The organism is Streptococcus sp. 1055 (genome assembly GCF_013276815.1).
Taxonomy (GTDB): Bacteria; Bacillota; Bacilli; order Lactobacillales; family Streptococcaceae; genus Streptococcus; species Streptococcus pseudopneumoniae.
In genome coordinates this window covers 1-25642 of the sequence record NZ_VMLT01000091.1, presented here as the reverse complement: position 1 = coordinate 25642, position 25642 = coordinate 1, and the positions used below count along the sequence as shown (strand labels likewise).

General features: G+C 38.6%; 20 protein-coding genes and 2 pseudogenes. 21 read left to right on the top strand and 1 reads right to left on the bottom strand.

Going from position 1 to position 25642, the window contains the following annotated elements:
- The first annotated feature begins 146 nt into the window (after positions 1 to 146).
- The 19 genes and pseudogenes from HT699_RS08170 to HT699_RS08080 all read left to right on the top strand — a co-directional run bounded on the left by HT699_RS08170 (position 147) and on the right by HT699_RS08080 (position 21608).
- A complete protein-coding gene (locus HT699_RS08170; RefSeq protein WP_172934248.1) occupies positions 147 to 3821 on the top strand; it encodes a trypsin-like peptidase domain-containing protein in 3675 nt (1224 codons plus the stop codon).
- A 288-nt stretch (positions 3822 to 4109) separates the two neighbouring features.
- Positions 4110 to 5084: pseudogene (locus HT699_RS11800) on the top strand (Rpn family recombination-promoting nuclease/putative transposase).
- A gap of 1147 nt (positions 5085 to 6231) precedes the next feature.
- Positions 6232 to 6684, top strand: coding sequence for a YhcH/YjgK/YiaL family protein (locus HT699_RS08155; protein ID WP_000587463.1), 453 nt, complete (start codon positions 6232 to 6234; stop codon positions 6682 to 6684).
- Positions 6685 to 6702: 18 nt separating this feature from the next.
- Positions 6703 to 8036 (top strand): annotated as a pseudogene (locus tag HT699_RS08150) (sugar ABC transporter substrate-binding protein).
- A 78-nt stretch (positions 8037 to 8114) separates the two neighbouring features.
- The gene (locus tag HT699_RS08145; protein ID WP_000237984.1) at positions 8115 to 8999 is read left to right on the top strand and encodes a sugar ABC transporter permease; all 885 of its coding nucleotides are present in this window, start codon (positions 8115 to 8117) and stop codon (positions 8997 to 8999) included.
- Positions 8999 to 9832 (top strand): carbohydrate ABC transporter permease, encoded by an 834-nt coding sequence (locus tag HT699_RS08140; protein ID WP_050208637.1) that lies wholly within the window; start codon positions 8999 to 9001, stop codon positions 9830 to 9832. The genes HT699_RS08145 and HT699_RS08140 overlap by 1 nt, the downstream gene beginning before the upstream one ends.
- Positions 9833 to 10063: 231 nt before the next feature.
- Positions 10064 to 11167, top strand: a complete 1104-nt coding sequence (locus HT699_RS08135; RefSeq protein ID WP_050208639.1) for a Gfo/Idh/MocA family oxidoreductase — start codon at positions 10064 to 10066, stop codon at positions 11165 to 11167.
- A gap of 179 nt (positions 11168 to 11346) precedes the next feature.
- A complete protein-coding gene (locus tag HT699_RS08130; RefSeq protein ID WP_001135655.1) occupies positions 11347 to 12045 on the top strand; it encodes an N-acetylmannosamine-6-phosphate 2-epimerase in 699 nt (232 codons plus the stop codon).
- Between the two features lie 19 nt (positions 12046 to 12064).
- Complete coding sequence (locus HT699_RS08125; protein ID WP_044012217.1) at positions 12065 to 13582, top strand: PTS transporter subunit EIIC; 1518 nt, start codon at positions 12065 to 12067, stop codon at positions 13580 to 13582.
- Positions 13583 to 13705: 123 nt separating this feature from the next.
- Positions 13706 to 15034 carry an ABC transporter substrate-binding protein gene (locus HT699_RS08120; RefSeq protein WP_000672129.1) on the top strand — a complete coding sequence of 443 codons (1329 nt, stop codon included), beginning with the start codon at positions 13706 to 13708 and terminating at the stop codon, positions 15032 to 15034.
- 251 nt (positions 15035 to 15285) lie between these two features.
- Positions 15286 to 16152: a sugar ABC transporter permease gene (locus tag HT699_RS08115; protein WP_161802645.1), complete on the top strand. Its 867-nt coding sequence runs from the start codon at positions 15286 to 15288 to the stop codon at positions 16150 to 16152.
- Positions 16153 to 16167: 15 nt separating this feature from the next.
- Positions 16168 to 17007, top strand: coding sequence for a carbohydrate ABC transporter permease (locus tag HT699_RS08110; protein ID WP_001192006.1), 840 nt, complete (start codon positions 16168 to 16170; stop codon positions 17005 to 17007).
- Positions 17008 to 17233: 226 nt separating this feature from the next.
- Positions 17234 to 17686, top strand: coding sequence for a YhcH/YjgK/YiaL family protein (locus HT699_RS08105; RefSeq protein WP_054388020.1), 453 nt, complete (start codon positions 17234 to 17236; stop codon positions 17684 to 17686).
- 283 nt (positions 17687 to 17969) lie between these two features.
- Entirely contained in the window at positions 17970 to 18164 is a 195-nt protein-coding gene (locus HT699_RS11795; protein ID WP_001810112.1) for a hypothetical protein, read from the top strand.
- 82 nt (positions 18165 to 18246) lie between these two features.
- Positions 18247 to 18891, top strand: a complete 645-nt coding sequence (locus HT699_RS08100; protein WP_172934245.1) for a YesL family protein — start codon at positions 18247 to 18249, stop codon at positions 18889 to 18891.
- A gap of 173 nt (positions 18892 to 19064) precedes the next feature.
- Complete coding sequence (locus HT699_RS08095; RefSeq protein WP_172934244.1) at positions 19065 to 19982, top strand: dihydrodipicolinate synthase family protein; 918 nt, start codon at positions 19065 to 19067, stop codon at positions 19980 to 19982.
- Positions 19983 to 19999: 17 nt separating this feature from the next.
- Positions 20000 to 20884, top strand: coding sequence for an ROK family protein (locus HT699_RS08090; RefSeq protein WP_172934243.1), 885 nt, complete (start codon positions 20000 to 20002; stop codon positions 20882 to 20884).
- Positions 20885 to 20980: 96 nt separating this feature from the next.
- Positions 20981 to 21268 (top strand): hypothetical protein, encoded by a 288-nt coding sequence (locus tag HT699_RS08085; RefSeq protein WP_138700009.1) that lies wholly within the window; start codon positions 20981 to 20983, stop codon positions 21266 to 21268.
- Positions 21258 to 21608: a type II toxin-antitoxin system RelE/ParE family toxin gene (locus HT699_RS08080; RefSeq protein WP_000384968.1), complete on the top strand. Its 351-nt coding sequence runs from the start codon at positions 21258 to 21260 to the stop codon at positions 21606 to 21608. The genes HT699_RS08085 and HT699_RS08080 overlap by 11 nt, the downstream gene beginning before the upstream one ends.
- A 61-nt stretch (positions 21609 to 21669) precedes the next feature.
- On the opposite strand, the gene HT699_RS08075 is transcribed toward HT699_RS08080, so the two are convergent.
- Positions 21670 to 22521, bottom strand: a complete 852-nt coding sequence (locus HT699_RS08075) for a MurR/RpiR family transcriptional regulator (RefSeq protein ID WP_000360337.1) — start codon at positions 22519 to 22521, stop codon at positions 21670 to 21672.
- Between the two features lie 303 nt (positions 22522 to 22824).
- Here HT699_RS08075 and pbp2b point away from each other — a divergent pair, with 303 nt between their 5' ends.
- The gene (gene pbp2b, locus HT699_RS08070; protein WP_172934242.1) at positions 22825 to 24882 is read left to right on the top strand and encodes a penicillin-binding protein 2B; all 2058 of its coding nucleotides are present in this window, start codon (positions 22825 to 22827) and stop codon (positions 24880 to 24882) included.
- Between the two features lie 10 nt (positions 24883 to 24892).
- Complete coding sequence (gene recR, locus HT699_RS08065; protein ID WP_000966754.1) at positions 24893 to 25489, top strand: recombination mediator RecR; 597 nt, start codon at positions 24893 to 24895, stop codon at positions 25487 to 25489.
- The last annotated feature ends 153 nt before the right edge of the window (positions 25490 to 25642 follow it).

Below are 25642 nucleotides of genomic sequence, written 5' to 3'. Positions count from 1 at the left end.
CGAAGTCAGTAACATATACATACGGCACGACAAGGCTGACATGGTTTGAAGAGTATGGAACAATCATAACTTATTTGAAGATTTTAAAAGATTGTAAGCTATTATATCTGGATAAATAAGTATTAGAAACTAAAGTGAGGAAAAAGATGTTTTTATATTTAAAAGGTTTAGGAAAATTTCGTAAGTCAAAAGCTTATGGATTGGTGGGATGTCTGGCATTAGTGAGTATGATTGGATTATCGGTTCCTGATTTACCAGTTATTGGTGGTGGGGTCGTTTATGCTGACGTTATTCAAGGTGGCGATGATATAAAAGATGTGAGCGTTCATGAGAAGTCCGCTGAGGGTGTTGCTATGACTTATACCACTTATGATAGTGGTACGAGTGGGAAACAAACCGCATCAGGTAGCGGTGTCTTTGTAGCGCCGAATGTCATGGTAACAGTAGCTCATAACTACTATGATAAAAACCAAGATGATAAGTCTGCGGTCTTGCGTGGTGGGGCGTCTGCTCGTAGTTATGTTGTGATGAACTCGGAAAAGGAGAAAAGCAATAAAGTACCTACTTCAGGGGTATCAGAAGCTCTTGAAAAAGACTCTATTCACTTGTATAACGGCAAAGACTTTGGTAAAGACTATAGCAACGACTTAGCAGTAGTGGTAACTAAAAAGCCTGTAGAAGCTATGACAGGGGGAGAAGACTCTCCAAGAGAGTTGAGTGATAAAGAGGTTTCTACTGGTGATAAAATCACTATGGTCGGATATCCCAATGATTTTTCTACTCCAAATTTAAGTAAAGAAAATAAAGCTCGCTTGAAAGACGGTAAGGCTTATTCAGTCTCAACAACTGTGAGCAGTATCAATAAAGAGAGCGGTGCAGTCACTTATCATTCCTCAGCTTTGGGAGGTTTTTCAGGTGCTCCTTTGTTTAATGATAAGGGAGAGGTAGTCGGTATCCACCAGCACGGAACAAATACTTCAAACGCTCCTGAGAGTGAGCGTATTGGCGGTGGTACTATCTTTACGGAAAAGCACAGAACTTGGATTCGTTCTATGATTGATAAATATGGTATAAAGGGTTGGTATATAGATGGTGCAAACCGTTACTACTATGATGAAAATCATATAGCTTTAAAAGATGTAGAGTCTGAGATTGACGGCGCTTTGTATCGTTTTGATGAAAAAGGTCGAGCTACTTTAGTAAAAGGTGAAGAAAAAGGTCGAGTAGTATTACGTGTAGAAGATACTAAAGGCAATCCTTTGATTTCAGATAAGGTTGTTCAGGAAGGTCCTGTTGGAAGTGGTTTAGAGTTTCATTTGAGACAAAACCCTGATTTTAAGCAGTTGGTAGCAAGTTCTCCTAAAGCCAAAGTGGTTTCTTACAATGGAGTGTCTATAAACAAGTTGGCTAATGATACAAGTTGGTCTGATGAATATATCAGTAAGTTAGCTTTAGGTAATACCATTATAAAAGCTGTTGTTGACTCAGTAAATCCTTCATCTACTTCGTCTTCTGATTTCGCAAGAACGGAGGTTGGTAAGGTTGACTTGAGTGGCAAATCGAACTTACCTGTGCCTAGTAAAGAGGTGTTACAAGCTCCGAATGGTTCAGAAAATTTTTATGCTACAACGCATATTCAAACGCCAGATGGGTCAGGGTCTGGTACCTTAATTGCACAAAATCTAGTATTAACAGTCGCTCATAATTTTTTAACAGTTAAAGGTTCTGAGGTCGTTACGAAATCTGGTCGTACCAATACAGTGTATAAAGCAACCTTACCGAATGGTCAGTCTGTGCATTTTTCAGATGATGATATTGTTTATTGGAATAAAAAAGATTCCGTATTTGGATTTAAAAATGACTTAGCCTTGGTTCGACTAAAAGAAGATTTCAAAGCGGTAACTCCTGTAGAGGTGGTTTCTGAGTCAACTTCTATCGCTAAGGGTGAAAAAGTTTCGGTTTATGGTTTCCCAGACGGTCGTTTATCTCCAGTCTTGGATAGTGAAGTTGTAGATACTACTGATTTCGGTTCAGGTATTGAGGGTATCAGCTATGAAGGCACAAAACCCGGAGCGTCTGGTGGTGGTCTTTATAATGACAAAGGTACTTTAATTGGAGTTCACCAAAATGGTGTTGTAGGAAGCCGCAGTGGTGGTTTGGTTTTATCAAAAGAGCAACTGGATTGGGTTCGTTCTTATATTGAAGGTAAACCAAAAGAGCCTGTCTATGTAAGAGATGAAGTTTTGGTGGATGAGAAGGATAAGTATAAACTTCCTTCAACTCCAAAAGACGAAAAACAAAGTACACCTAAAATAGAGTCTGATAAAGATAAAGTAGAACCTCCTCTCAAACCGCAAAAGGAGCCGGAAACAGAGGTTATTACCACTTACGAAGGTGATAGTACCCTTGAGGTTGGAAAAGAGCGTACAGAGGATACTAAGGGTGAAAAAGAAGGTGTTCCACTTATTTACCGAGTAGTGTATAAAGGTACTAAGCCGAAAGTAGAAAAAGAATCGATTGCTTTTGATACTCTTTACCAAGGAGATGAAACAAAAGAGCTTGGTTTCCGTTCAGTTGTAGAGGGTAAAGGAGGGGTGGTTACTCGAACTACTACTTATCAAGTAGATAAGTATACAGGAGCGGTATCTTCTCAAGTTTCTGAGAAGAAAATAGCTCCTCAATCCAAGGTGATTACTTTAGGTATTAAACCCAACAGTGTCATAAAAGAACTTCCGATTACAGAGCGTTTTGAGGACTCTGAAGAGTTAGAGAAAGGGAAAACGGAGGTTGTTTCGGAGGGGTATGTAGGTAAAGAAGTTACTAAGGTGACTTATAAGGTCTTAGCTGATGGAAAGATTGTTGAAAATTCTCGTACAGTCGAGGTTACACCTATGAGAGAACGTGTGGTTCTTAAGGGTGTGAAGGAAGTGGTGTCATCGACGGAAGAAAACTCAAGTAATCTCAAAGAGGAAGTGGTATCTCCAGATAAAGTAGAGTTTCTAGTTCCAAAAGATGCGCCGATCAGAGAAGAACTGCCTGCGTCTAGTGAGGAATTTTCAGAGTCAGAGGTTTTAGTATCGGGAGAAAAAATACCAGGAGACCTTGGGAAGTCTATAGTATCTTCAAAAGAACTAGTCCCTGAAAGAGTGGAAGTTCCAGACTTTGTGGCTAAAGTTACAGGTGGAGAAAAATTGACAGTAGAAGGGCACCGAGATGAGAGAAAAATAAAGACTCCATCAAAACAGGAAAGATTATCTAGCCCAGAAACCACTGCTCAATTCACAACGAACGGGACAGGTTCGTCATCGTTAACAGCTGTTTTTGGCGTTGAAGCGGATAACATGTCACTTTCTACTGTTGAACATTCTGTTATTACATATAATCAACAAAGAGGATGGCATAAGATAAATAATCAGTGGTATTTTAGAAATTCCGATGGGAAAGAACGGACAGGCTGGATGAAAGAAAATGATGCATGGTATTATTTTGATGCGAATGGAATCATGCAAACCGGTTGGATACAGGATACAGACGGTAATTGGTATTATCTCAAGGATAATGGCATGATGGAGGTAGGCTGGTTCCAAGATTCAAGTGGCGCGTGGTACTACTTAGGATCATCTGGTTCCATGGAATCCAATACATGGATTTATTATAAAGGAAAGTGGTACTACTTAGGATCATCTGGTTCCATGGAATCCAATACATGGATTTATTATAAAGGAAAGTGGTACTATATCGATGCTTTTGGGAAACTACTTTTCAATTCGCTAACACCAGACGGCTATAGAGTGAACGAGTACGGGGAATGGATCAACTGATTTTGCTTTATGACCTATTGATGAGCAAGCGAGTAGTATAAAAAACATTAGAATTAATAGTCTAGGAAGTGGTAAGAGTTCTCTAAAACGGCTGATTTTGTAATCTTTTTTGTAAAATAGAGTCTTTAATAAATAATATGAGCAAGATTTATCTCTTTACAAGTGATTAGGATTAATAATTTTTAACTTTCTCGCTCCTTTTGTCTTTCTTTTCCGAATAAATAGGTAGTAGCAGTGAATCTAGTAAACCTAGATTAAAAAATGTGCTATAATGAAAGGAGAAGCAATATGACTGTACGTCATCCGGGCATTAGCCCGACCAATGATTTGGTTGCTAAGAAGATTTTTAGCAATCCGGAAATCACTTGTCAATTTATTCGCGATATGCTGGATTTACCAGCAAAAAATGTGACCATTTTGGAGGGAAGCAATATTCATGTCTTGCCTTCCATGACCTATTCGGCGCAAGATTTCTATACCAGTATAGATGTTTTGGCGGAGTTGGATAATGGTACGCAAGTTATCATCGAAATTCAGGTTCATCATCAGAATTTTTTCATCAATCGTTTATGGGCTTACCTTTGCAGTTAGGTCAATCAAAATCTTGAAAAAATTCGTCAACGAGAAGGTGATACTCATCAGAGTTATAAACACATCTCACCAGTATACGCTATCGCAATTGTGGATAGTAACTAGTTCTCAGATGACTTGGCTTTTCATAGTTTTAGCATGCGAGAGGATTCGACAGGTGAGGTTTTAACAATTACAAACAATGGACAGGAAAACCATCTAGTCAAGATGGCGTTCTTGGAATTAAGAAAATACAGAGAAACCAGCAAAGACAAGGTTCGTAAACCATGGTTAGAGTTTTTCGGGAATAAACCCTTTACCCAGCAGCCCGAGCGAGCCATCAGCCAAGCAGATCAACTGCTGGACTACAAGAGCTGGTCCGAGGAGGATAGGAAAATGTTTAGTGAACAATGCAGGCGAGAAGAACAAGCCTTATTAGCACAGGACTATGCTTTGGAGCAAGCTGAGGAAAAAGGTTTAGAGAGAGGTCTTGAACGTGGTCGCGCAGAGGGGATTGAACAAGGCATCGAAAAAGGTTTAGAACAAGGACTTGAACGTGGGAAAGTTGAAGGAAGTTTGTCTATGCTACTAAATCTAGTCCACCAAGGACTTCTGACTTCCGAGGTTGCCAGTCAGCAGTTGGGCATGACTGTTGCTGAGTTTGAAGTATTATTGAAAGACCATCATAAATAAGAATGTTGAATCTCAAATTCAAGTTAGGCAGAGAGAAGAAATTTTCAGAGAGATTTGCGATCCAACTATTTTTTAGGACAATCATTGCTTCACCTCTCGATGAAGGCAACTTTTTTAGAAGTCGTTTTTTTAGGTAAGAGGATTGACTTTAGGAAATCATCTACGAGTCAGTTTTTTAAGTCCTCATATAGAGACTCTAGGCATAAAATCTTAAAAATCACAAACACGCATAGTATCAGGTAATTAAAAAAACTTGATATTATGCGTTTTATAGTGCATTGAATCTATATTAGGACACAACAATTCTTAAATCATTGTTAGAAATTGGTTTGAATTTTCCAATCAATTTGTTCGATTTTTACATCATTGCATTATATCATGCGACTATTAACCTTGTCTTCTCCTAAAATTGACTTTCTTGTTTTCTTATCTTGTCCACTCGAAACAAGTATTGTAAGAATTTGATTATTTTTGAAAGTACTTTTAATATATTTGATATAGTTAAAAAAGATTTGAAACTAAATTCCAAATTAGAAAAAGACTTGAAATACTAAAAAAAAAAAGTATACTCTAATTGGAAACGGTAACAAAACTAATTTAGAGAATGAAATATAGAGTATTTCTCTCTTAAAAGTTTTTGGTGAAACGAGATGTAGAAAGGAGATTTAGCCAAAGAGTCTATTAGTGCTAGAATAATAGATTAGAATTATTTTAGAAAAACGAAGTGAGCAGCTTATAAATTCAAGTCCCCAAATAGATTCATACTAGTATCTTTTGCAAAAAATAAAGGGCGGACTTCCTTCATGAATATCAATTTCATCTATAAGGAAGGTAGCTCATTGAACTAACTTATTTATTCTGTTTGTCGCTAGAAAAATCAGACCTCCTTGTGAAGATTGAGGAGATACTGAATGAAAATCAAAGAAGAAACTAGCAAGCTAGCAGTAGATTGCCCAAAACACCGCTTTGAGGTTGTAGATAAGACTGACCTATATAATCCAAGGTGAAGCGACTGTGGTTTGAAGAGATTTTCAAAGAGTATAGGTTAGAGAGTGTAGTGTTTTTATGTCCTTCTAGTAGAAAATGCTAGACAGAAGAATGGGGAACTTGGATAGGAAAAATAGATTGAGAAAGGAGGTTAGAAGAGATGATTATTACAAAAATTAGCCGTTTAGGAACTTATGTGGGAGTAAATCCACATTTTGCAACATTAATAGATTTTCTAGAAAAAACAGGACTAGAAAATTTAACAGAAGGTTCGATTGCTATCGATGGTGATCGATTGTTTGGGAATTGCTTTACTTATCTAGCAGATGGTCAAGCAGGGGCTTTCTTTGAAACACACCAAAAATATTTGGATATTCATTTAGTTTTGGAAAACGAAGAAGCCATGGCTGTTACGTCGCCGAAAAATGTAAGCGTTACCCAAGAGTATGATGAAGAGAAGGATATTGAATTATACACAGGGAAAGTGGAACAGTTGGTTCATTTGAGAGCTGGCGAATGCCTCATCACTTTTCCAGAAGATTTACATCAACCCAAGGTTCGTATAAATGATGAACCTGTGAAAAAAATTGTCTTTAAAGTTGCGATTTCTTAATGTAGAAAGGGAAGAACGATGAAAAAAATGAGAAAGTTTTTATGTCTAGCTGGAGTTGCGCTAGCAGCCGTTGCCTTGGTAGCTTGTTCAGGAAAGAAAGTACAACTAGTACTGAACCACCGACAGAATTATCTGGTGAGATTACAATGTGGCACTCCTTTACTCAAGGACCACGTTTAGAAAGTATTCAAAAATCAGCAGATGCTTTCATGCAAAAGCATCCAAAAACGAAAATCAAGATTGAAACATTCTCTTGGAATGACTTCTATACTAAATGGACTACAGGTTTAGCAAATGGAAATGTGCCAGATATTAGTACAGCTCTTCCTAACCAAGTAATGGAAATGGTCAACTCAGATGCTTTGGTTCCGCTAAATGATTCTATCAAGCGTATTGGACAAGATAAATTTAACGAAACTGCCTTAAATGAAGCAAAAATCGGAGATGATTACTACTCTGTTCCTCTTTATTCACATGCACAAGTCATGTGGGTTAGAACAGATTTGTTAAAAGAGCATAATATTGAGGTTCCTAAAACTTGGGATCAACTCTATGAAGCTTCTAAAAAATTGAAAGAAGCTGGAGTTTATGGCTTGTCTGTTCCGTTTGGAACAAATGACTTAATGGCAACACGTTTCTTGAACTTCTACGTACGTAGTGGTGGAGGAAGCCTCTTAACAAAAGATCTTAAAGCAGACTTGACAAGTCAACTTGCTCAAGATGGTATTAAATACTGGGTTAAATTGTATAAAGAAATCTCACCTCAAGATTCTTTGAACTTTAATGTCCTTCAGCAAGCTACCTTGTTCTATCAAGGAAAAACAGCATTTGACTTTAACTCTGGCTTCCATATCGGAGGAATCAATGCCAACAGTCCTCAATTGATTGATTCGATTGATGCTTATCCTATTCCAAAAATCAAAGAATCTGATAAAGACCAAGGAATTGAGACCTCAAACATTCCAATGGTTGTTTGGAAAAATTCAAAACATCCAGAAGTTGCTAAAGCATTCTTAGAATCACTTTATAATGAAGAAGACTACGTTAAATTCCTTGATTCAACTCCAGTAGGTATGTTGCCAACTATTAAGGGGATTAGCGATTCTGCAGCCTATAAAGAAAATGAAACTCGTAAGAAATTTAAACATGCTGAAGAAGTGATTACTGAAGCTGTTAAAAAAGGTACTGCTATTGGTTATGAAAATGGACCAAGTGTACAAGCTGGTATGTTGACTAACCAACACATTATTGAACAGATGTTCCAAGATATCATTACAAATGGAACAAATCCTATGAAAGCTGCAAAAGAAGCAGAAAAACAATTAAACGATTTATTTGAGGCTGTTCAGTAGATGTAAAAGACTAGAAAATAGGTGGGCTAGTGAGCTGAAAAGCTCTAGCCCAATCTTGTAAAAGAAGGGAGAAGGAGAATGGTTAAAGAACGTAATTTAACTCGCTGGATATTTGTTTTGCCAGCTATGATTATCGTAGGATTACTCTTTGTTTATCCGTTTTTCTCGAGTATTTTTTATAGCTTTACCAATAAGCATTTGATTATGCCCAATTATAAATTTGTTGGTTTAGCTAACTATAAAGCTGTGCTATCAGATCCCAACTTCTTTAATGCGTTCTTTAATTCAATTAAGTGGACCATTTTCTCATTAGTTGGTCAAGTTTTAGTAGGGTTTGTATTGGCTTTAGCTCTTCATAGAGTACGCCACTTTAAGAAATTATATAGGACCTTATTGATTGTTCCTTGGGCATTTCCTACAATCGTTATTGCCTTCTCTTGGCAATGGATTCTAAACGGGGTTTATGGCTATTTACCTAATCTAATCGTAAAATTAGGTTTAATGGAACATACACCTGCATTTTTGACAGATAGTACATGGGCATTCCTATGTTTGGTGTTTATCAACATTTGGTTTGGAGCGCCGATGATTATGGTTAATGTGCTTTCAGCTTTGCAAACAGTACCAGAAGAACAATTTGAGGCTGCTAAGATAGATGGTGCTTCAAGTTGGCAGGTGTTCAAGTTTATCGTCTTTCCACATATTAAAGTAGTTGTAGGGCTTCTAGTTGTTTTGAGAACTGTATGGATCTTTAATAACTTTGACATTATCTACCTTATTACGGGTGGTGGACCGGCTAATGCTACAACGACGCTTCCAATTTTTGCTTACAACCTGGGTTGGGGCACTAAATTGTTGGGTCGTGCTTCAGCAGTTACAGTGTTGCTCTTTATCTTCTTGATGGCGATTTGCTTTATCTACTTTGCTATCATCAGTAAGTGGGAAAAGGAGGGTAGAAAATAATGAAGAAGAAATCCAGTATTTATTTAGATATTCTCTCACATGCACTCTTGATTGGTGCGACTATTGTTGCAATTTTCCCATTGGTATGGATTATCATATCGTCTGTCAAGGGGAAAGGGGAATTGACTCAGTATCCAACACGATTTTGGCCTGAACAGTTTACATTAGATTATTTTATACATGTTATCAACGATTTGCACTTTATTGATAACATTCGAAATAGTTTAATCATTGCCTTAGCTACAACCCTCATTGCGATTATTATTTCTGCTATGGCAGCCTACGGTATTGTTCGATTCTTTCCTAAATTGGGAGCAATCATGTCGAGACTACTCGTCATTACCTACATTTTCCCACCAATTTTGTTAGAAATTCCCTATTCAATTGCCATTGCTAAAGTTGGGTTAACAAATAGTTTATTTGGCTTGATGATGGTTTATCTATCTTTTAGTGTTCCATATGCAGTTTGGCTCTTAGTTGGATTTTTCCAAACAGTTCCAATTGGAATTGAAGAAGCAGCTCGAATTGATGGTGCAAATAAATTTGTAACGTTTTATAAAGTTGTGCTACCGATTGTAGCACCAGGTATTGTAGCAACAGCTATTTATACATTTATCAATGCTTGGAATGAATTCCTGTATGCCTTGATTTTGATTAACAATACAGGAAAGATGACAGTAGCAGTAGCCCTTCGTTCACTTAATGGTTCAGAAATACTAGACTGGGGAGATATGATGGCAGCGTCTGTTATTGTAGTTCTTCCATCAATCATTTTCTTCTCTGTCATCCAAAATAAGATTGCAAGTGGATTGTCAGAAGGATCTGTGAAGTAATACTCAATGAAAATCAAAGAGCAAACTAGCCGCAGGCTGCTCAAAGTACAGCTTTGAGGTTGCAAATAAAACTGACGAAGTCAGCTCAGAACACGTTTTTGAGGTTGTAGATGAAGCTGACGAAGTCAGTAACCATACGCACAGTAAGGCGACGTTGACTCGGTTTGAAGAGATTTTTGAAGAGTATAAGTTAAAATTAGAAAGTTTATTCAATAATAAAGGAGAAAAAACATGGTTAAATACGGTGTTGTTGGAACAGGGGATTTTGGAGCTGAATTGGCTCGTTATATGCAAAAGAATGATGGAGCAGAGATTACTCTTCTCTATGATCCAGATAATGCAGAAGTAATTGCAGAAGAATTGGGAGCAAAAGTAGCAAGTTCCCTAGATGAGTTGGTTTCTAGCGATGAAGTAGATTGTGTTATCGTCGCAACTCCAAATAATCTTCATAAAGAACCAGTTATCAAGGCCGCACAACATGGTAAAAATGTTTTCTGTGAAAAACCAATTGCGCTTTCTTATCAAGATTGTCGCGAGATGGTAGATGCATGTAAAGAAAACAATGTGACCTTTATGGCAGGACATATTATGAATTTCTTTAATGGTGTCCATCATGCAAAAGAACTCATTAATCAAGGAGTTATCGGAGACGTTCTATATTGTCACACAGCTCGTAATGGTTGGGAAGAACAACAACCGTCAGTATCATGGAAAAAAATTCGTGAAAAATCAGGTGGTCACTTGTATCACCACATCCATGAGTTGGATTGCGTTCAATTCCTTATGGGGAGCATGCCTGAAACTGTAACCATGACAGGTGGAAATGTGGCCCATGAAGGTGAACATTTCGGTGATGAAGATGATATGATTTTTGTCAATATGGAATTTTCTAATAAGCGTTTTGCTTTGTTAGAATGGGGTTCAGCTTATCGTTGGGGTGAACATTATGTCTTAATCCAAGGAAGCAAAGGTGCCATCCGCTTAGACTTATTCAACTGTAAAGGAACTCTTAAGCTAGATGGGCAAGAAAGCTATTTCTTGATTCACGAATCGCAAGAAGAAGATGATGATCGGACTCGTATCTATCATAGTACAGAGATGGATGGAGCAATTGCTTATGGTAAACCAGGTAAACGTACTCCATTATGGCTATCATCTGTCATTGATAAAGAAATGCGCTATCTGCATGAGATTATGGAAGGAGCTCCAGTATCAGAAGAATTTGCAAAACTTTTGACAGGTGAAGCTGCCCTAGAAGCAATTGCTACTGCAGATGCTTGTACCCAGTCTATGTTTGAAGATCGCAAAGTAAAATTGTCAGAAATTGTAAACTAAATTTTGGTATTCTCCTATTATAGGTCGACTTGCTCCTCTGAAAGTACTTTTAGAGGAGCTGTTTGACTTGGCTAGTTTTTGAAACTGAAATCTATTATACTACAAACTCTTGAAAGCGTTTTAATTTTAAGGTATAATAATCTCATAGAAATAAAGAAAAAAGAAAGGGAGGAAAGAAGATGCCACAGATTAGTAAAGAAGCCTTGATTGAACAAATCAAAGATGGAATCATCGTTTCTTGTCAGGCTCTTCCTCATGAACCGCTTTATACAGAAGCGGGAGGGGTGATTCCCTTGCTGGTCAAAGCGGCTGAGCAAGGTGGAGCAGTCGGTATCCGAGCCAATAGTGTTCGCGATATCAAGGAAATTAAGGAAGTCACCAAACTTCCGATTATTGGGATAATCAAACGAGATTATCCGCCACAAGAACCCTTCATCACGGCTACTATGAAAGAAGTTGATGAATTGGCAGAACTGGACATCGAGGTGATTGCTCTGGATTGTACCAAGCGTGAACGCTACGATGGTTTGGAAATTCAAGAGTTCATTCGTCAGGTCAAGGAGAAATATCCTAACCAGCTCTTGATGGCGGACACCAGTACTTTTGAAGAAGGATTGGCAGCGGTCGAAGCAGGAATTGACTTTGTCGGAACAACCTTATCAGGCTACACATCCTACAGTCCAAAAGTGGATGGTCCAGATTTTGAACTCATCAAAAAACTCTGTGATGCCGGTGTAGATGTCATTGCAGAAGGAAAAATTCATACACCAGAACAAGCCAAACAAATCCTTGAATACGGAGTGCGAGGCATCGTTGTTGGTGGCGCTATTACTAGACCAAAAGAGATTACAGAACGCTTCGTTGCTGGTCTTAAATAAGATGTGAGGGGGGAGTTTTATATTTAAAGTTTTACAAAAAGTTGGAAAAGCTTTTATGTTACCTATAGCTATACTTCCTGCAGCAGGTCTACTTTTGGGGATTGGTGGTGCACTTTCAAACCCAACCACGATAGCAACTTATCCAATACTAGACAATAGTATTTTTCAATCGATATTCCAAGTAATGAGCTCTGCAGGAGAGGTTGTATTCAGTAACTTGTCACTACTTCTCTGTGTGGGATTATGTATTGGCTTAGCGAAACGAGATAAAGGAACCGCTGCGTTAGCAGGAGTAACTGGTTACTTAGTTATGACTGCAACGATCAAAGCTCTGGTAAAACTTTTTATGGCAGAAGGATCTGCAATTGATACTGGAGTTATTGGAGCATTAGTTGTCGGAATAGTTGCCGTATATTTGCACAACCGATATAGCAATATTCAATTACCTTCCGCTTTAGGATTCTTTGGAGGTTCACGCTTCGTTCCTATTGTTACATCGTTCTCTTCTATCTTAATTGGCTTTGTCTTCTTTGTTATTTGGCCACCTTTCCAACAACTTCTTGTTTCTACAGGTGGATATATTTCTCAGGCAGGTCCAATTGGAACTTTTCTATATGGATTTTTAATGAGACTTTCTGGAGCAGTAGGCTTACATCATATGATTTATCCTATGTTTTGGTATACTGAACTTGGTGGTGTTGAAACTGTTGCAGGACAAACAGTGGTTGGGGCTCAAAAAATATTTTTTGCTCAATTAGCCGATCCGGCTCATTCTGGATTATTTACAGAAGGAACAAGGTTTTTTGCAGGTCGTTTCTCAACAATGATGTTCGGTTTACCGGCTGCCTGTTTAGCGATGTACCATAGTGTTCCTAAGAATCGTCGTAAAAAATACGCGGGTTTGTTTTTTGGAGTTGCTTTAACATCTTTTATTACCGGTATTACAGAACCAATTGAATTTATGTTTCTATTCGTCAGTCCGGTTCTATATGTTGTTCACGCATTCCTTGATGGTGTCAGCTTCTTTATTGCAGACATCTTAAATATCTCAATAGGAAACACATTTTCAGGAGGTGTAATCGATTTCACTTTATTTGGAATTTTGCAGGGGAACGCTAAGACGAATTGGGTTCTTCAGATTCCATTTGGACTTATTTGGAGTGTTTTGTATTATATTATTTTTAGATGGTTCATTACTCAATTCAACGTTCTAACGCCAGGAAGAGGAGAAGAAGTAGATTCTAAAGAAATTTCTGAATCCGCAGATTCAACTTCAAATACTGCGGATCATTTAAAACAGGATAGCCTACAAATTATCAGAGCCTTGGGTGGATCAAATAATATAGAAGATGTAGATGCTTGTGTGACACGTTTACGTGTAGCTGTAAAAGAAGTTAATCAAGTTGATAAAGCACTTTTAAAACAAATTGGTGCAGTTGATGTCTTAGAAGTGAAGGGTGGCATTCAAGCAATCTATGGAGCAAAAGCAATCTTATATAAAAATAGTATTAATGAAATTTTAGGTGTAGATGATTAAGTACTTACTGACTTAATAAAAAATAGAGGAGAGTGATTGATGAGTAGGAAAAAATGAAAACGTATATAAATGCAAAGAACTCATTATCCAAGTTGGATACGCTTATAAAATAGGAGAATACAAATGAAATTTAGAAAATTAGCTTGTACAGTACTTGCGGGTGCTGCGGTTCTTGGTCTTGCTGCTTGTGGCAATTCTGGCGGAAGTAAAGATGCTGGTAAATCAGGTGGTGACGGTGCCAAAACAGAAATCACTTGGTGGGCATTCCCAGTATTTACCCAAGAAAAAGCTGGTGACGGTGTTGGAACTTATGAAAAATCAATCATCGAAGCGTTTGAAAAAGCAAATCCAGATGTAAAAGTGAAATTGGAAACCATCGACTTCAAGTCAGGCCCTGAAAAAATCACAACAGCCATCGAAGCAGGAACAGCTCCGGACGTACTCTTTGACGCACCAGGACGTATCATCCAATACGGTAAAAATGGTAAATTGGCTGAGTTGAACGACCTTTTCACAGATGAATTTGTTAAAGATGTCAATAACGAAAACATCATACAAGCAAGTAAAGCTGGAGACAAGGCTTACATGTATCCAATTAGTTCTGCCCCATTCTACATGGCAATGAACAAGAAAATGCTAGAAGATGCTGGAGTGGCAAACCTTGTAAAAGAAGGTTGGACAACTGATGATTTTGAAAAAGTATTGAAAGCACTCAAAGACAAGGGCTACACACCAGGTTCATTGTTCAGTTCTGGTCAAGGGGGAGACCAAGGAACACGTGCCTTTATCTCTAACCTTTATAGCGGTTCTGTAACAGATGAAAAAGTTAGCAAATATACAACTGATGATCCTAAATTCGTCAAAGGTCTTGAAAAAGCAACTGGCTGGATTAAAGACAATTTGCTCAATAATGGTTCACAATTTGACGGTGGGGCAGATATCCAAAACTTTGCCAACGGTCAAACATCTTACACAACCCTTTGGGCACCAGCTCAAAATGGTATCCAAGCTAAACTGTTAGAAGCAAGTAAGGTAGAAGTAGTAGAAGTACCATTCCCATCAGACGAAGGTAAACCAGCTCTTGAATACCTTGTAAACGGATTTGCAGTATTCAACAATAAAGACGACAAGAAAGTCGCTGCATCTAAGAAATTCATCCAGTTTATCGCAGATGACAAAGAGTGGGGACCTAAAGACGTAGTTCGTACAGGTGCTTTCCCAGTCCGTACTTCATTTGGAAAACTTTATGAAGACAAACGCATGGAAACAATCAGCGGCTGGACTCAATACTACTCACCATACTACAACACTATTGATGGATTTGCTGAAATGAGAACACTTTGGTTCCCAATGTTGCAATCTGTATCAAATGGTGACGAAAAACCAGCGGACGCTTTGAAAGCCTTCACTGAAAAAGCGAACGAAACAATCAAAAAAGCTATGAAACAATAGTCCTTAGTTATTCTATAAAAAGTAGTTTTTTAAAGAAGCTAAGAGTGTATACCCCCTTTTCCCTCTACACAGATAGTGTAAGAAAAGGGGGCTTTTGTTTAAAATGTAAGAAACTGTCACGAAATTAAAATGAAGTTCTTACATAAGCGAATCATAAAAAATTTCATTTTGATTTTAAAACAGTTCAAGAAAGTCAAAAAATTATTCTATTTGAAAGAGAGGTGCCGACTGTGAAAGTCAATAAAATTCGTATGCGGGAAACAGTGATTTCCTATGCTTTCCTAGCACCAGTGTTGTTCTTCTTTATTATCTTTGTTTTAGCACCAATGATTATGGGCTTCATCACAAGTTTCTTTAACTATTCTATGACTAGTTTCCAATTTGTGGGCTTAGATAACTATGTCCGTATGTTTAAAGATCCTGTCTTTGCAAAATCTCTGATTAACACAGTTATTTTGGTTATTGGATCTGTGCCAGTTGTTGTTCTATTCTCACTCTTTGTAGCATCGCAAACCTATCACCAAAATGCTATTGCCAGATCCTTCTACCGTTTTGTCTTCTTCCTTCCTGTTGTAACAGGTAGTGTTGCCGTAACGGTTGTATGGAAATGGATCTATGATCCATTATCAGGAATTCTCAACTTTGTGCTTAAATCAAGTCATATCATTACTCAAAACATTTCATGGCTTGGTGATAAGCACTGGGCATTGATGGCGATTATGATTATTCTCTTGACCACTTCAGTTGGTCAGCCCATCATCCTTTATATCGCTGCTATGGGTAATATTGATAATTCACTGGTTGAAGCGGCGCGTGTTGATGGTGCAACTGAGTTTCAAGTTTTCTGGAAGATTAAATGGCCAAGCCTTCTTCCAACAACTCTTTATATTGCAATCATCACAACAATTAACTCCTTCCAGTGTTTCGCCTTGATTCAGCTTTTGACATCTGGTGGTCCAAACTACTCTACAAGTACCTTGATGTACTACCTGTACGAAAAAGCCTTCCAATTGACAGAATACGGCTATGCCAACACCATTGGTGTCTTCTTGGCAGTCATGATTGCTATCGTAAGCTTTGTTCAATTTAAAGTACTTGGAAACGACGTAGAATACTAAAGAAAGGAGACAGTTATGCAATCTACAGAAAAAAAACCATTAACAGCCTTTACTGTTATTTCAACAATCATTTTGCTCTTGTTGACTGTGCTGTTCATCTTTCCATTCTACTGGATTTTGACAGGGGCATTCAAGTCACAGCCTGATACCATTATGATTCCGCCACAATGGTTCCCTAAAATGCCAACCATGGAAAACTTCCAACAACTTATGGTGCAGAACCCTGCCTTGCAATGGATGTGGAACTCAGTATTTATCTCATTGGTAACCATGTTCTTAGTCTGTGCAACCTCATCTCTAGCAGGTTATGTATTGGCTAAAAAACGTTTCTATGGTCAACGTATCCTATTTGCTATCTTTATCGCTGCTATGGCGCTTCCAAAACAAGTTGTCCTTGTACCATTGGTACGTATCGTCAACTTCATGGGAATTCATGACACTCTTTGGGCAGTTATTTTGCCTTTGATTGGATGGCCATTTGGGGTCTTCCTCATGAAACAGTTCAGTGAAAATATCCCTACAGAATTGCTCGAATCAGCTAAGATTGACGGTTGTGGTGAGATTCGTACTTTTTGGAGCGTAGCCTTCCCAATTGTAAAACCAGGGTTTGCGGCTCTTGCAATCTTTACCTTCATCAATACTTGGAATGACTACTTCATGCAGTTGGTAATGTTGACTTCACGTAACAATTTGACTATTTCACTTGGGGTTGCGACCATGCAGGCTGAAATGGCAACCAACTATGGTTTAATTATGGCAGGAGCAGCCCTTGCTGCCGTGCCAATTGTAACAGTCTTCCTAGTCTTCCAGAAATCCTTCACACAAGGGATTACTATGGGAGCGGTCAAAGGATAATACTCTGCGAAAATCGAATGCAAACTACGTCAGCGTCACCTTGCCATACTTAAGTATTGCCTGCGGTTAGCTTCCTAGTTTGTTCTTCAATTTTCATTGAGTATAAGAGAATATAGAGTTATAAGTGTCTACAAAATGTTGGGTATTTGCTTACCTTAGAGATTTTGTCAGACACTTATCAACTTAAGAATGGTTTTAGTTAACTATCAGAAACGAAGGAAAGAGTATGATTTTTGACGATTTGAAAAACATCACCTTTTACAAAGGGATTCATCCCAATTTAGACAAGGCTATCGACTATCTCTACCAACATCGTAAGGATTCTTTCGAACTAGGTAAGTATGAGATTGACGGAGATAAAGTCTTTCTAGTTGTTCAAGAAAATGTCCTCAATCAAGCTGAAAATGATCAATTTGAACACCATAAGAACTATGCAGACTTGCATTTGTTGGTAGAAGGGCATGAATATTCGAGCTACGGTTCACGTATCAAAGATGAAGCAGTAGCATTTGACGAAACAAGTGATATTGGTTTTGTCCATTGTCATGAACACTACCCACTCTTGTTGGGTTATCACAATTTTGCGATTTTCTTCCCAGGTGAGCCACATCAGCCAACTGGCTATGCAGGCATGGAAGAAAAGGTTCGAAAATATCTCTTTAAAATTTTGATTGATTGAAAATAGGATGAATTGTCTTTTTGTAAATCTTTGATTAGGTTCTACCATGAAATTGATCTTTGTGAGGTAGAGAAATGAGCTCTTATTGTCAGTATCTTTATTCAGAAATGCTATTGGTATGGCAGGATTGAAGTTCAGCAAAGTCTTTATGGCTGCGGGAGCAAGAGTAGGATCACTGCTCAAGATTTATGGAAGGATTTTACAAATAGCTGTGAATCTAGTTGATGTATATGGTTGTATAAACTTTTAAAACGAGAGAATGAAAGCACTTTGTATTTTTTTATTGAAAGCACTTTGTATTTTTTTATTGAATATGTTAGCTTGGACAGTGCTTGCAATGATAATCCGTGGAGGGCTAGATGGATTTAATGAGCATACTTGGAGTACTATTTTAATTGCTTCGCTGTCCGGGATATATATAGATTATATGTCCATAGATAAAAGTAGAAAAAAGTCCAAAAGAAAAAAGAAAAAATAGATTTGTTCATGGTAGGGACTTATGAAAGCTTTACTGACAAAAAAGAAAACAGTTTACAAAGAAAAATGATGGAGGAGCAAACATGGCACAAAAAGGAAGAAGTCTCATCAAGGCTGCATTTGATACAGATAATTTTCTCATGCGAATTAGTGAGAAGGTTTTAGATATTGTAACAATCAATCTTCTCTTTGTAGTAACTTGTTTGCCAATCGTAACGATTGGAGTGGCTAAAATCAGCCTCTACGAGACCATGTTCGAAGTTAAGAAGAGCAGACGTGTTCCAGTTTTTAGAACCTATCTAAGAGTTTTCAGGCAAAATCTGAAACTAGGTTTTCAGTTGGGGATGTTAGAATTAGGAATTGTATTTCTAACTCTTTCAGATCTCTATCTTTTCTGGGGTCAAACAGCTCTGCCATTCCAATTGGTTAAAGCTATTTGTCTAGGTATTCTGATTTTCCTTACCATTGTGATGTTGGCTAGCTATCCAATCGCTGCGCGCTATGACCTATCTTGGAAAGAAATTCTTCAAAAAGGATTGATGTTGGCTAGTTTTAATGCTCCTTGGTTTATCTTGATGATTGCAATTATCTTTTTGATTTTGATGTTTCTATATCTATCAGCCTTTACCCTTCTATTGGGAGGATCAGCTTTTATTCTCTTTGGTTTTGGACTTCTTGCTTTTTTACAAGTGGGAGTGATGGAAAAGCTATTTGCTAAGTATGAGTAAGGGTTGCAATTATTTCTGAAACTACTTTCAAACGCTCCAAACGCTATTCTATAAGCGAGAAACTAAAATCTAAGTGTCTATAAGATATTGAAAGCCTTTTCGATAAAGTGTATACTAAAGAAGTAAAGAAAGAATCTGCTTTAGCAGAAAATAAAAATAATAGGAGAAAATCTATGTCAGATTTGAAAAAATACGAAGGTGTCATTCCAGCCTTCTACGCATGTTATGATGATCAAGGAGAAGTCAGTCCAGAGCGTACGCGTGCCTTGGTTCAATACTTCATTGATAAAGGTGTTCAAGGTCTTTATGTCAATGGTTCTTCTGGTGAATGTATCTACCAAAGCGTTGAAGACCGCAAGTTAATCTTGGAAGAAGTCATGGCAGTTGCCAAAGATAAGTTGACTATTATTGCCCATGTTGCTTGCAATAATACTAAAGATAGTATGGAACTTGCTCGCCACGCAGAAAGCTTGGGTGTAGATGCCATTGCAACGATTCCACCAATTTACTTCCGCTTGCCAGAATACTCAGTTGCAAAATACTGGAACGATATCAGTTCTGCAGCTCCAAACACAGACTACGTGATTTACAACATTCCTCAATTAGCTGGTGTTGCTTTGACTCCAAGCCTTTACACTGAAATGTTGAAAAATCCACGTGTTATCGGTGTTAAGAACTCTTCTATGCCAGTTCAAGATATCCAAACCTTTGTGAGCCTTGGTGGAGAAGACCATATCGTCTTTAACGGTCCAGATGAGCAGTTCTTAGGTGGCCGTCTCATGGGTGCTAAGGCTGGTATCGGTGGTACTTACGGTGCTATGCCAGAACTCTTCTTGAAACTCAATGAGTTGATTGCTGACAAAGACTTGGAAACAGCGCGTGAATTGCAGTATGCTATCAACGCTATCATTGGTAAACTCACTTCTGCACATGGAAATATGTACGGTGTGATTAAGGAAGTCTTGAAGATCAATGAAGGCTTGAATATTGGTTCTGTTCGTTCACCATTGACGCCAGTAACTGAAGAGGATCGTCCAGTTGTAGAAGCAGCTGCAGCCTTGATTCGCGAAACCAAGGAGCGCTTCCTCTAATCCATAAGGAGGTATTTATGACACACTACGTTGCAATTGATATCGGTGGAACCAACATCAAGTATGGTTTGGTTGATCAAGAGGGGCAACTTCTTGAATCGCATGAAATGCCAACAGAGGCGCATAAGGGTGGACCTCATATCTTACAAAAAACCAAAGATATTGTAGCCAGCTATTTAGAAAAAGGCCCAGTAGCAGGTGTTGCCATTTCTTCTGCAGGAATGGTGGATCCAGATAAGGGTGAGATTTTCTACGCTGGACCGCAAATCCCTAACTATGCAGGAACCCAGTTCAAGAAGGAAATCGAAGAAAGCTTTGCTATTCCTTGTGAGATTGAAAATGATGTCAACTGTGCAGGTCTGGCTGAGGCAGTATCTGGTTCAGGTAAGGGAGCAAGTGTCACCCTTTGCTTGACCATTGGAACAGGTATCGGTGGTTGCTTGATTATGGATGGGAAAGTCTTCCATGGTTTTAGCAATTCGGCCTGTGAAGTCGGGTATATGCATATGCAAGATGGAGCTTTTCAGGATCTCGCTTCTACCACAGCCTTGGTGGAGTATGTAGCAACATCTCATGGAGAAGATGTTGATCAGTGGAATGGCCGACGCATTTTCAAGGAAGCCACTGAAGGCAATAAACTCTGCATGGAAGGTATTGACCGCATGGTAGACTATCTAGGAAAAGGTCTGGCAAATATTTGCTACGTTGCCAATCCAGAAGTGGTTATTCTTGGTGGTGGTATCATGGGGCAAGAGGCTATCCTCAAACCTAAGATCCGCACAGCCTTGAAAGAGGCTTTGGTACCAAGTTTAGCAGAAAAAACACGATTAGAATTTGCCCATCACCAGAATACAGCAGGTATGCTTGGTGCATATTATCATTTTAAGACAAAACAATCCTAGTTTGGCTCAGCCAAACTAGGATTTTCTAATCAAATTCCCTTGACTTTCTTTATAATTGTGAGATAATAAATAAAATATATAAAGGAATTATATAAAATGACTATAGCGAATTCAAGTAAGATTGTGACCTTCCAAGCTAATAGAGAATTAGTAAATGATGCCATGGAAGTGTTAAAAGAAAAAAATCTCTCTCTTTCATCAGCACTCAGATTATTTTTAAAGAATGTTGCCGTAACAAATGAAGTAGATTTACTGAGTGAAGAGGAATTAGAGAAGGAGTATTTGTTTAGACAATTACAAGTAGAAGTTCAAGAAAGTTATGCCAAGATTGAGGCTGGAAATTACTTGACAGATGAGGATGTCGTGACACGCTATGGATTATAAAAGATATAGGATTTTGTATTCTCCTAGAGTGATTGATAGTCTGGATAAAATATATCAGTATATAGCGGAGGAAATCGGTTCTGTAGAGGCTGCGAGACGAAAAGTAGCCAATATTAGAAAAGATATTAATCGGCTAGAAATTTTCCCCCAAGCTGGATTTGATGCTGATGAAAAATTTGGTAAGAAATTAGACCCTCGCTACCAAACGCGAGGATTGACCTTGAGTAAGGATTACATTGTATTGTATACAATTGTTGAGGATACCGTCAGACTTGCTTATTTACTCCCTTCAAAAAGTGATTACATGAAATTATTCAAGACTAAGTCAAGATATGACTAATTCATAATCTTGAAGAGGTATGTTTGGTGATGAATAAAAATCCTAGTTTGGCTTAGCCAAACTAGGATTTTCTGACACGTTTTTGTCTACGATAGCCGTTGAGTTTCTTATTTTCCCAGTAGCTATTAAAGATTTTTTCCTTGCTTTCGCGATTGATTTCCAAAAAGTAGGCATAAATCAAATCGATAAAGAAGAGCATAGGAAGTTGAGCGGATATTCGTTGGATATAGGAAGGCTGGCTGTGGGTGGCTACAAGAACAGTCTCTGTGTAGGCCTGGCTATCTTTATTGGGAACACTTGAAAAGAGTACAGTCTTTGCCCCCATCTCCTTGGCATCTAATAGACTATCTAAAATAGAAGGTGTTGTACCAGAAAGTGAGAAGCCCAGTACGAGACAATTTTCCTCCATAATGCTGGTTGTCCATGCAAAGCCATCTTGATCGGTCAAGGCTTCGCAGACCACACCCAGACGCATGAACCGCAATTTCATTTCACGGGCGACGAGGCCAGAACTCCCTGTTCCGAAGAAGTAGACACGCTCAGCATCTTCGATTAGCTGGGCAATTCGTTCTAGTTGGATTTCGTCAATCAAGTCTTGTGTTTGTTCCCTCATATTGCTATAACTTCTGAGGACTCGTTTGGTCAGTGGACTGTGCTTGGAGACTTGGTTGGCTTGATTTTCTGCCTGATGTTGGTATTGGAAAATAAATTCTCGGTAGCCAGTAAAGCCACACTTTTTAGCAAAGCGGGTCAAAGCAGCTTGAGAAATATGTAATTTTTGGGTGACTTGTTGAGAAGATAAATCATCTGTAATCGTTTCAGCTTGCAAAAAATAGCGAGCGATTTCTTGCTCTAGGTCTGTCATTTCTTCAAAATGTGAATCAATGATAGTTGCGATATCTGGTTTGTCCATAGGGAAAGCTCCTTTACATGAGTCATACTGGAAGACTAGATCAGGGAATAGTCACACTTCATTATAACACATAATATAAGGATAGATAAATAAAAACGCATCTCTGTTTTAAAAACGAAAAAGTCGAAAAAGCTTCTTGCTTTTCCATAATTTTCTGCTCAAATTGTGGTACAATTAAGAGTAAGATTTTAATTATACTCTTCGAAAATCTCTTCAAACTGCGTCAGCGTCGCCTTACCGTACTCAAGTACAGCCTGCGGCTAGCTTCCTAGTTTGCTCTTTGATTTTCATTGAGTATTAGAAATGAGACTGATTTGTATGAGAAAATTTAACAGCCATTCGATTCCGATTCGGCTTAATTTATTGTTTTCAATCGTCATTTTACTCTTTATGACCATTATTGGTCGTTTGTTGTATATGCAGGTTTTGAACAAGGATTTTTACGAAAAAAAGCTAGCCTCAGCTAGTCAGACCAAGGTCACAACCAGTTCTGCCCGTGGGGAAATTTATGATGCTAGTGGAAAACCTTTAGTAGAAAATACGTTAAAGCAGGTTGTTTCCTTTACGCGTAGTAATAAAATGACGGCTACAGACTTAAAAGAAATAGCTAAAAAGTTACTGACTTATGTGAGCATCAGTTCGCCAAATTTGACAGAACGCCAGCTGGCTGATTACTATTTGGCTGATCCTGAAATCTATAAAAAAACAGTGGAAGCTCTCCCAAGTGAGAAACGCTTGGATTCAGATGGCAATCGCCTATCCGAATCAGAACTGTATAACAATGCGGTCGATAGTGTCCCAACAAGTCAACTAAACTATACAGAGGATGAAAAGAAAGAAATCTATCTTTTTAGTCAGTTAAATGCTGTTGGAAACTTTGCGACAGGAACCATTGCGACAGATCCTCTAAATGATTCTCAGGTGGCTGTTATTGCCTCTATTTCAAAGGAGATGCCTGGCATTAGTATTTCTACTTCTTGGGATAGAAAGGTTTTGGAAACTTCCCTTTCTTCTATAGTAGGGAGTGTATCCAGTGAAAAAGCTGGTCTCCCAGCGGAAGAAGCAGAAGCCTATCTTAAAAAAGGCTATTCTCTAAATGACCGTGTTGGAACCTCCTATTTGGAAAAGCAATATGAAGAGACCTTACAAGGGAAACGCTCGGTAAAAGAAATCCATCTGGATAAATATGGCAATATGGAAAGTGTGGATACAATTGAGGAAGGTAGTAAGGGAAACAATATCAAACTGACCATTGATTTGGCCTTCCAAGATAGCGTGGATTCTCTGCTGAAAAGTTATTTCAATTCAGAGTTGGGGAATGGTGGAGCTAAGTATTCTGAAGGTGTGTATGCAGTCGCCCTTAACCCAAAAACAGGTGCTGTGTTATCCATGTCAGGGATCAAACATGACCTGAAAACGGGAGAGTTGACGCCAGATTCCTTGGGAACGGTAACCAATGTCTTTGTCCCAGGTTCGGTTGTCAAGGCGGCGACCATCAGCTCTGGTTGGGAAAATGGAGTCTTGTCAGGAAACCAGACCTTGACAGACCAGTCCATTGTCTTTCAAGGTTCAGCTCCAATTAATTCTTGGTATACTGCCTTTTCTGTGCCAATGCCGATTACGGCGGTTCAGGCTCTAGAGTATTCATCAAATGCTTATATGGTCCAAACAGCCTTAGGTCTTATGGGGCAAACCTATCAACCAAATATGTTTGTCGGTACCAGCAATCTAGAGTCTGCTATGGGGAAACTGCGTTCAACCTTTGGCGAATATGGCTTGGGATCTGCGACTGGGATTGACCTACCAGATGAATCTACTGGATTTATTCCCAAAGAGTATAGCTTTGCTAATTACATTACTAATGCCTTTGGGCAGTTTGATAACTATACCCCAATGCAATTAGCTCAGTATGTGGCAACTATTGCAAATGATGGTGTTCGTGTGGCTCCTCGTATTGTTGAAGGCATTTATGGCAATAATGATAAGGGGGGACTGGGCGACTTGATTCAGCAACTGCAACCGACAGAGATGAATAAGGTCAATATATCCGACTCCGATATGAGTATCTTGCACCAAGGTTTTTATCAGGTTGCTCATGGGACTAGCGGATTGACAACTGGACGTGCCTTTTCAAATGGTGCCTTGGTATCTATTAGTGGAAAAACGGGTACAGCCGAAAGCTATGTGGCAGATGGTCAGCAAGCAACTAATACCAATGCGGTGGCCTATGCCCCATCTGATAATCCCCAAATCGCTGTGGCAGTGGTCTTTCCTCATAATACCAATCTAACAAATGGTGTAGGACCTTCCATTGCGCGTGATATTATCAATCTGTATCAAAAATACCATCCAATGAACTAGAAAGGAAATTATGCTTTATCCAACACCTATTGCTAAGCTGATTGACAGTTATTCTAAGTTACCAGGTATCGGGATTAAGACGGCTACGCGTCTGGCCTTCTATACTATTGGAATGTCTGATGACGATGTCAATGAATTTGCAAAAAATCTCCTTTCTGCTAAGAGAGAATTGACCTACTGTTCCATTTGTGGTCGTTTGACTGATGACGACCCTTGCTCTATCTGTACCGATCCGACTCGTGACCAGACAACGATTTTGGTGCTAGAGGATAGTCGTGATGTGGCAGCTATGGAAAATATCCAAGAATACCATGGACTCTATCATGTCTTACATGGTCTTATTTCTCCCATGAATGGTATCAGTCCAGATGATATCAATCTCAAGAGTCTCATGACTCGTCTGATGGATAGTGAAGTTTCAGAAGTAATCGTAGCAACCAATGCCACAGCAGATGGGGAAGCGACTTCCATGTATCTTTCCCGTTTACTTAAGCCAGCTGGGATCAAGGTTACGCGCCTGGCACGAGGTCTCGCTGTGGGAGCAGATATCGAGTATGCGGACGAAGTCACACTCTTACGGGCTATTGAAAATCGAACAGAGTTGTAAGTGTAGACAAATTTACGAACTCCATTCATTTATAAAAAATTAAGGAGGCTGAAAATCGTTCCTATCGGCCTCTTTTTGTATAGTGTGATGAGTAGGATCAGGTTCAAGTTTTAAAAAACCAAGCAAATATGATATACTCCCGACTTTATCACT

Bases quoted from the DNA above. Each gene is read 5' to 3' on its own strand.
- HT699_RS08120 (WP_000672129.1), top strand. From the start codon at position 13,706: ATGAAATTTAGAAAATTAGCTTGTACAGTACTTGCGGGTGCTGCGGTT.
- HT699_RS08105 (WP_054388020.1), top strand. From the start codon at position 17,234: ATGATTTTTGACGATTTGAAAAACATCACCTTTTACAAAGGGATTCAT.
- HT699_RS08095 (WP_172934244.1), top strand. From the start codon at position 19,065: ATGTCAGATTTGAAAAAATACGAAGGTGTCATTCCAGCCTTCTACGCA.
- pbp2b (WP_172934242.1), top strand. From the start codon at position 22,825: ATGAGACTGATTTGTATGAGAAAATTTAACAGCCATTCGATTCCGATT.
- HT699_RS08115 (WP_161802645.1), top strand. From the start codon at position 15,286: ATGCGGGAAACAGTGATTTCCTATGCTTTCCTAGCACCAGTGTTGTTC.
- HT699_RS08140 (WP_050208637.1), top strand. From the start codon at position 8,999: ATGAAGAAGAAATCCAGTATTTATTTAGATATTCTCTCACATGCACTC.
- HT699_RS08100 (WP_172934245.1), top strand. From the start codon at position 18,247: ATGGCACAAAAAGGAAGAAGTCTCATCAAGGCTGCATTTGATACAGAT.
- HT699_RS08130 (WP_001135655.1), top strand. From the start codon at position 11,347: ATGCCACAGATTAGTAAAGAAGCCTTGATTGAACAAATCAAAGATGGA.
- HT699_RS08135 (WP_050208639.1), top strand. From the start codon at position 10,064: ATGGTTAAATACGGTGTTGTTGGAACAGGGGATTTTGGAGCTGAATTG.
- recR (WP_000966754.1), top strand. From the start codon at position 24,893: ATGCTTTATCCAACACCTATTGCTAAGCTGATTGACAGTTATTCTAAG.
- HT699_RS08110 (WP_001192006.1), top strand. From the start codon at position 16,168: ATGCAATCTACAGAAAAAAAACCATTAACAGCCTTTACTGTTATTTCA.
- HT699_RS08155 (WP_000587463.1), top strand. From the start codon at position 6,232: ATGATTATTACAAAAATTAGCCGTTTAGGAACTTATGTGGGAGTAAAT.
- HT699_RS08085 (WP_138700009.1), top strand. From the start codon at position 20,981: ATGACTATAGCGAATTCAAGTAAGATTGTGACCTTCCAAGCTAATAGA.
- HT699_RS08090 (WP_172934243.1), top strand. From the start codon at position 20,000: ATGACACACTACGTTGCAATTGATATCGGTGGAACCAACATCAAGTAT.
- HT699_RS08080 (WP_000384968.1), top strand. From the start codon at position 21,258: ATGGATTATAAAAGATATAGGATTTTGTATTCTCCTAGAGTGATTGAT.
- HT699_RS08075 (WP_000360337.1), bottom strand. From the start codon at position 22,521: ATGGACAAACCAGATATCGCAACTATCATTGATTCACATTTTGAAGAA.
- HT699_RS08170 (WP_172934248.1), top strand. From the start codon at position 147: ATGTTTTTATATTTAAAAGGTTTAGGAAAATTTCGTAAGTCAAAAGCT.
- HT699_RS08145 (WP_000237984.1), top strand. From the start codon at position 8,115: ATGGTTAAAGAACGTAATTTAACTCGCTGGATATTTGTTTTGCCAGCT.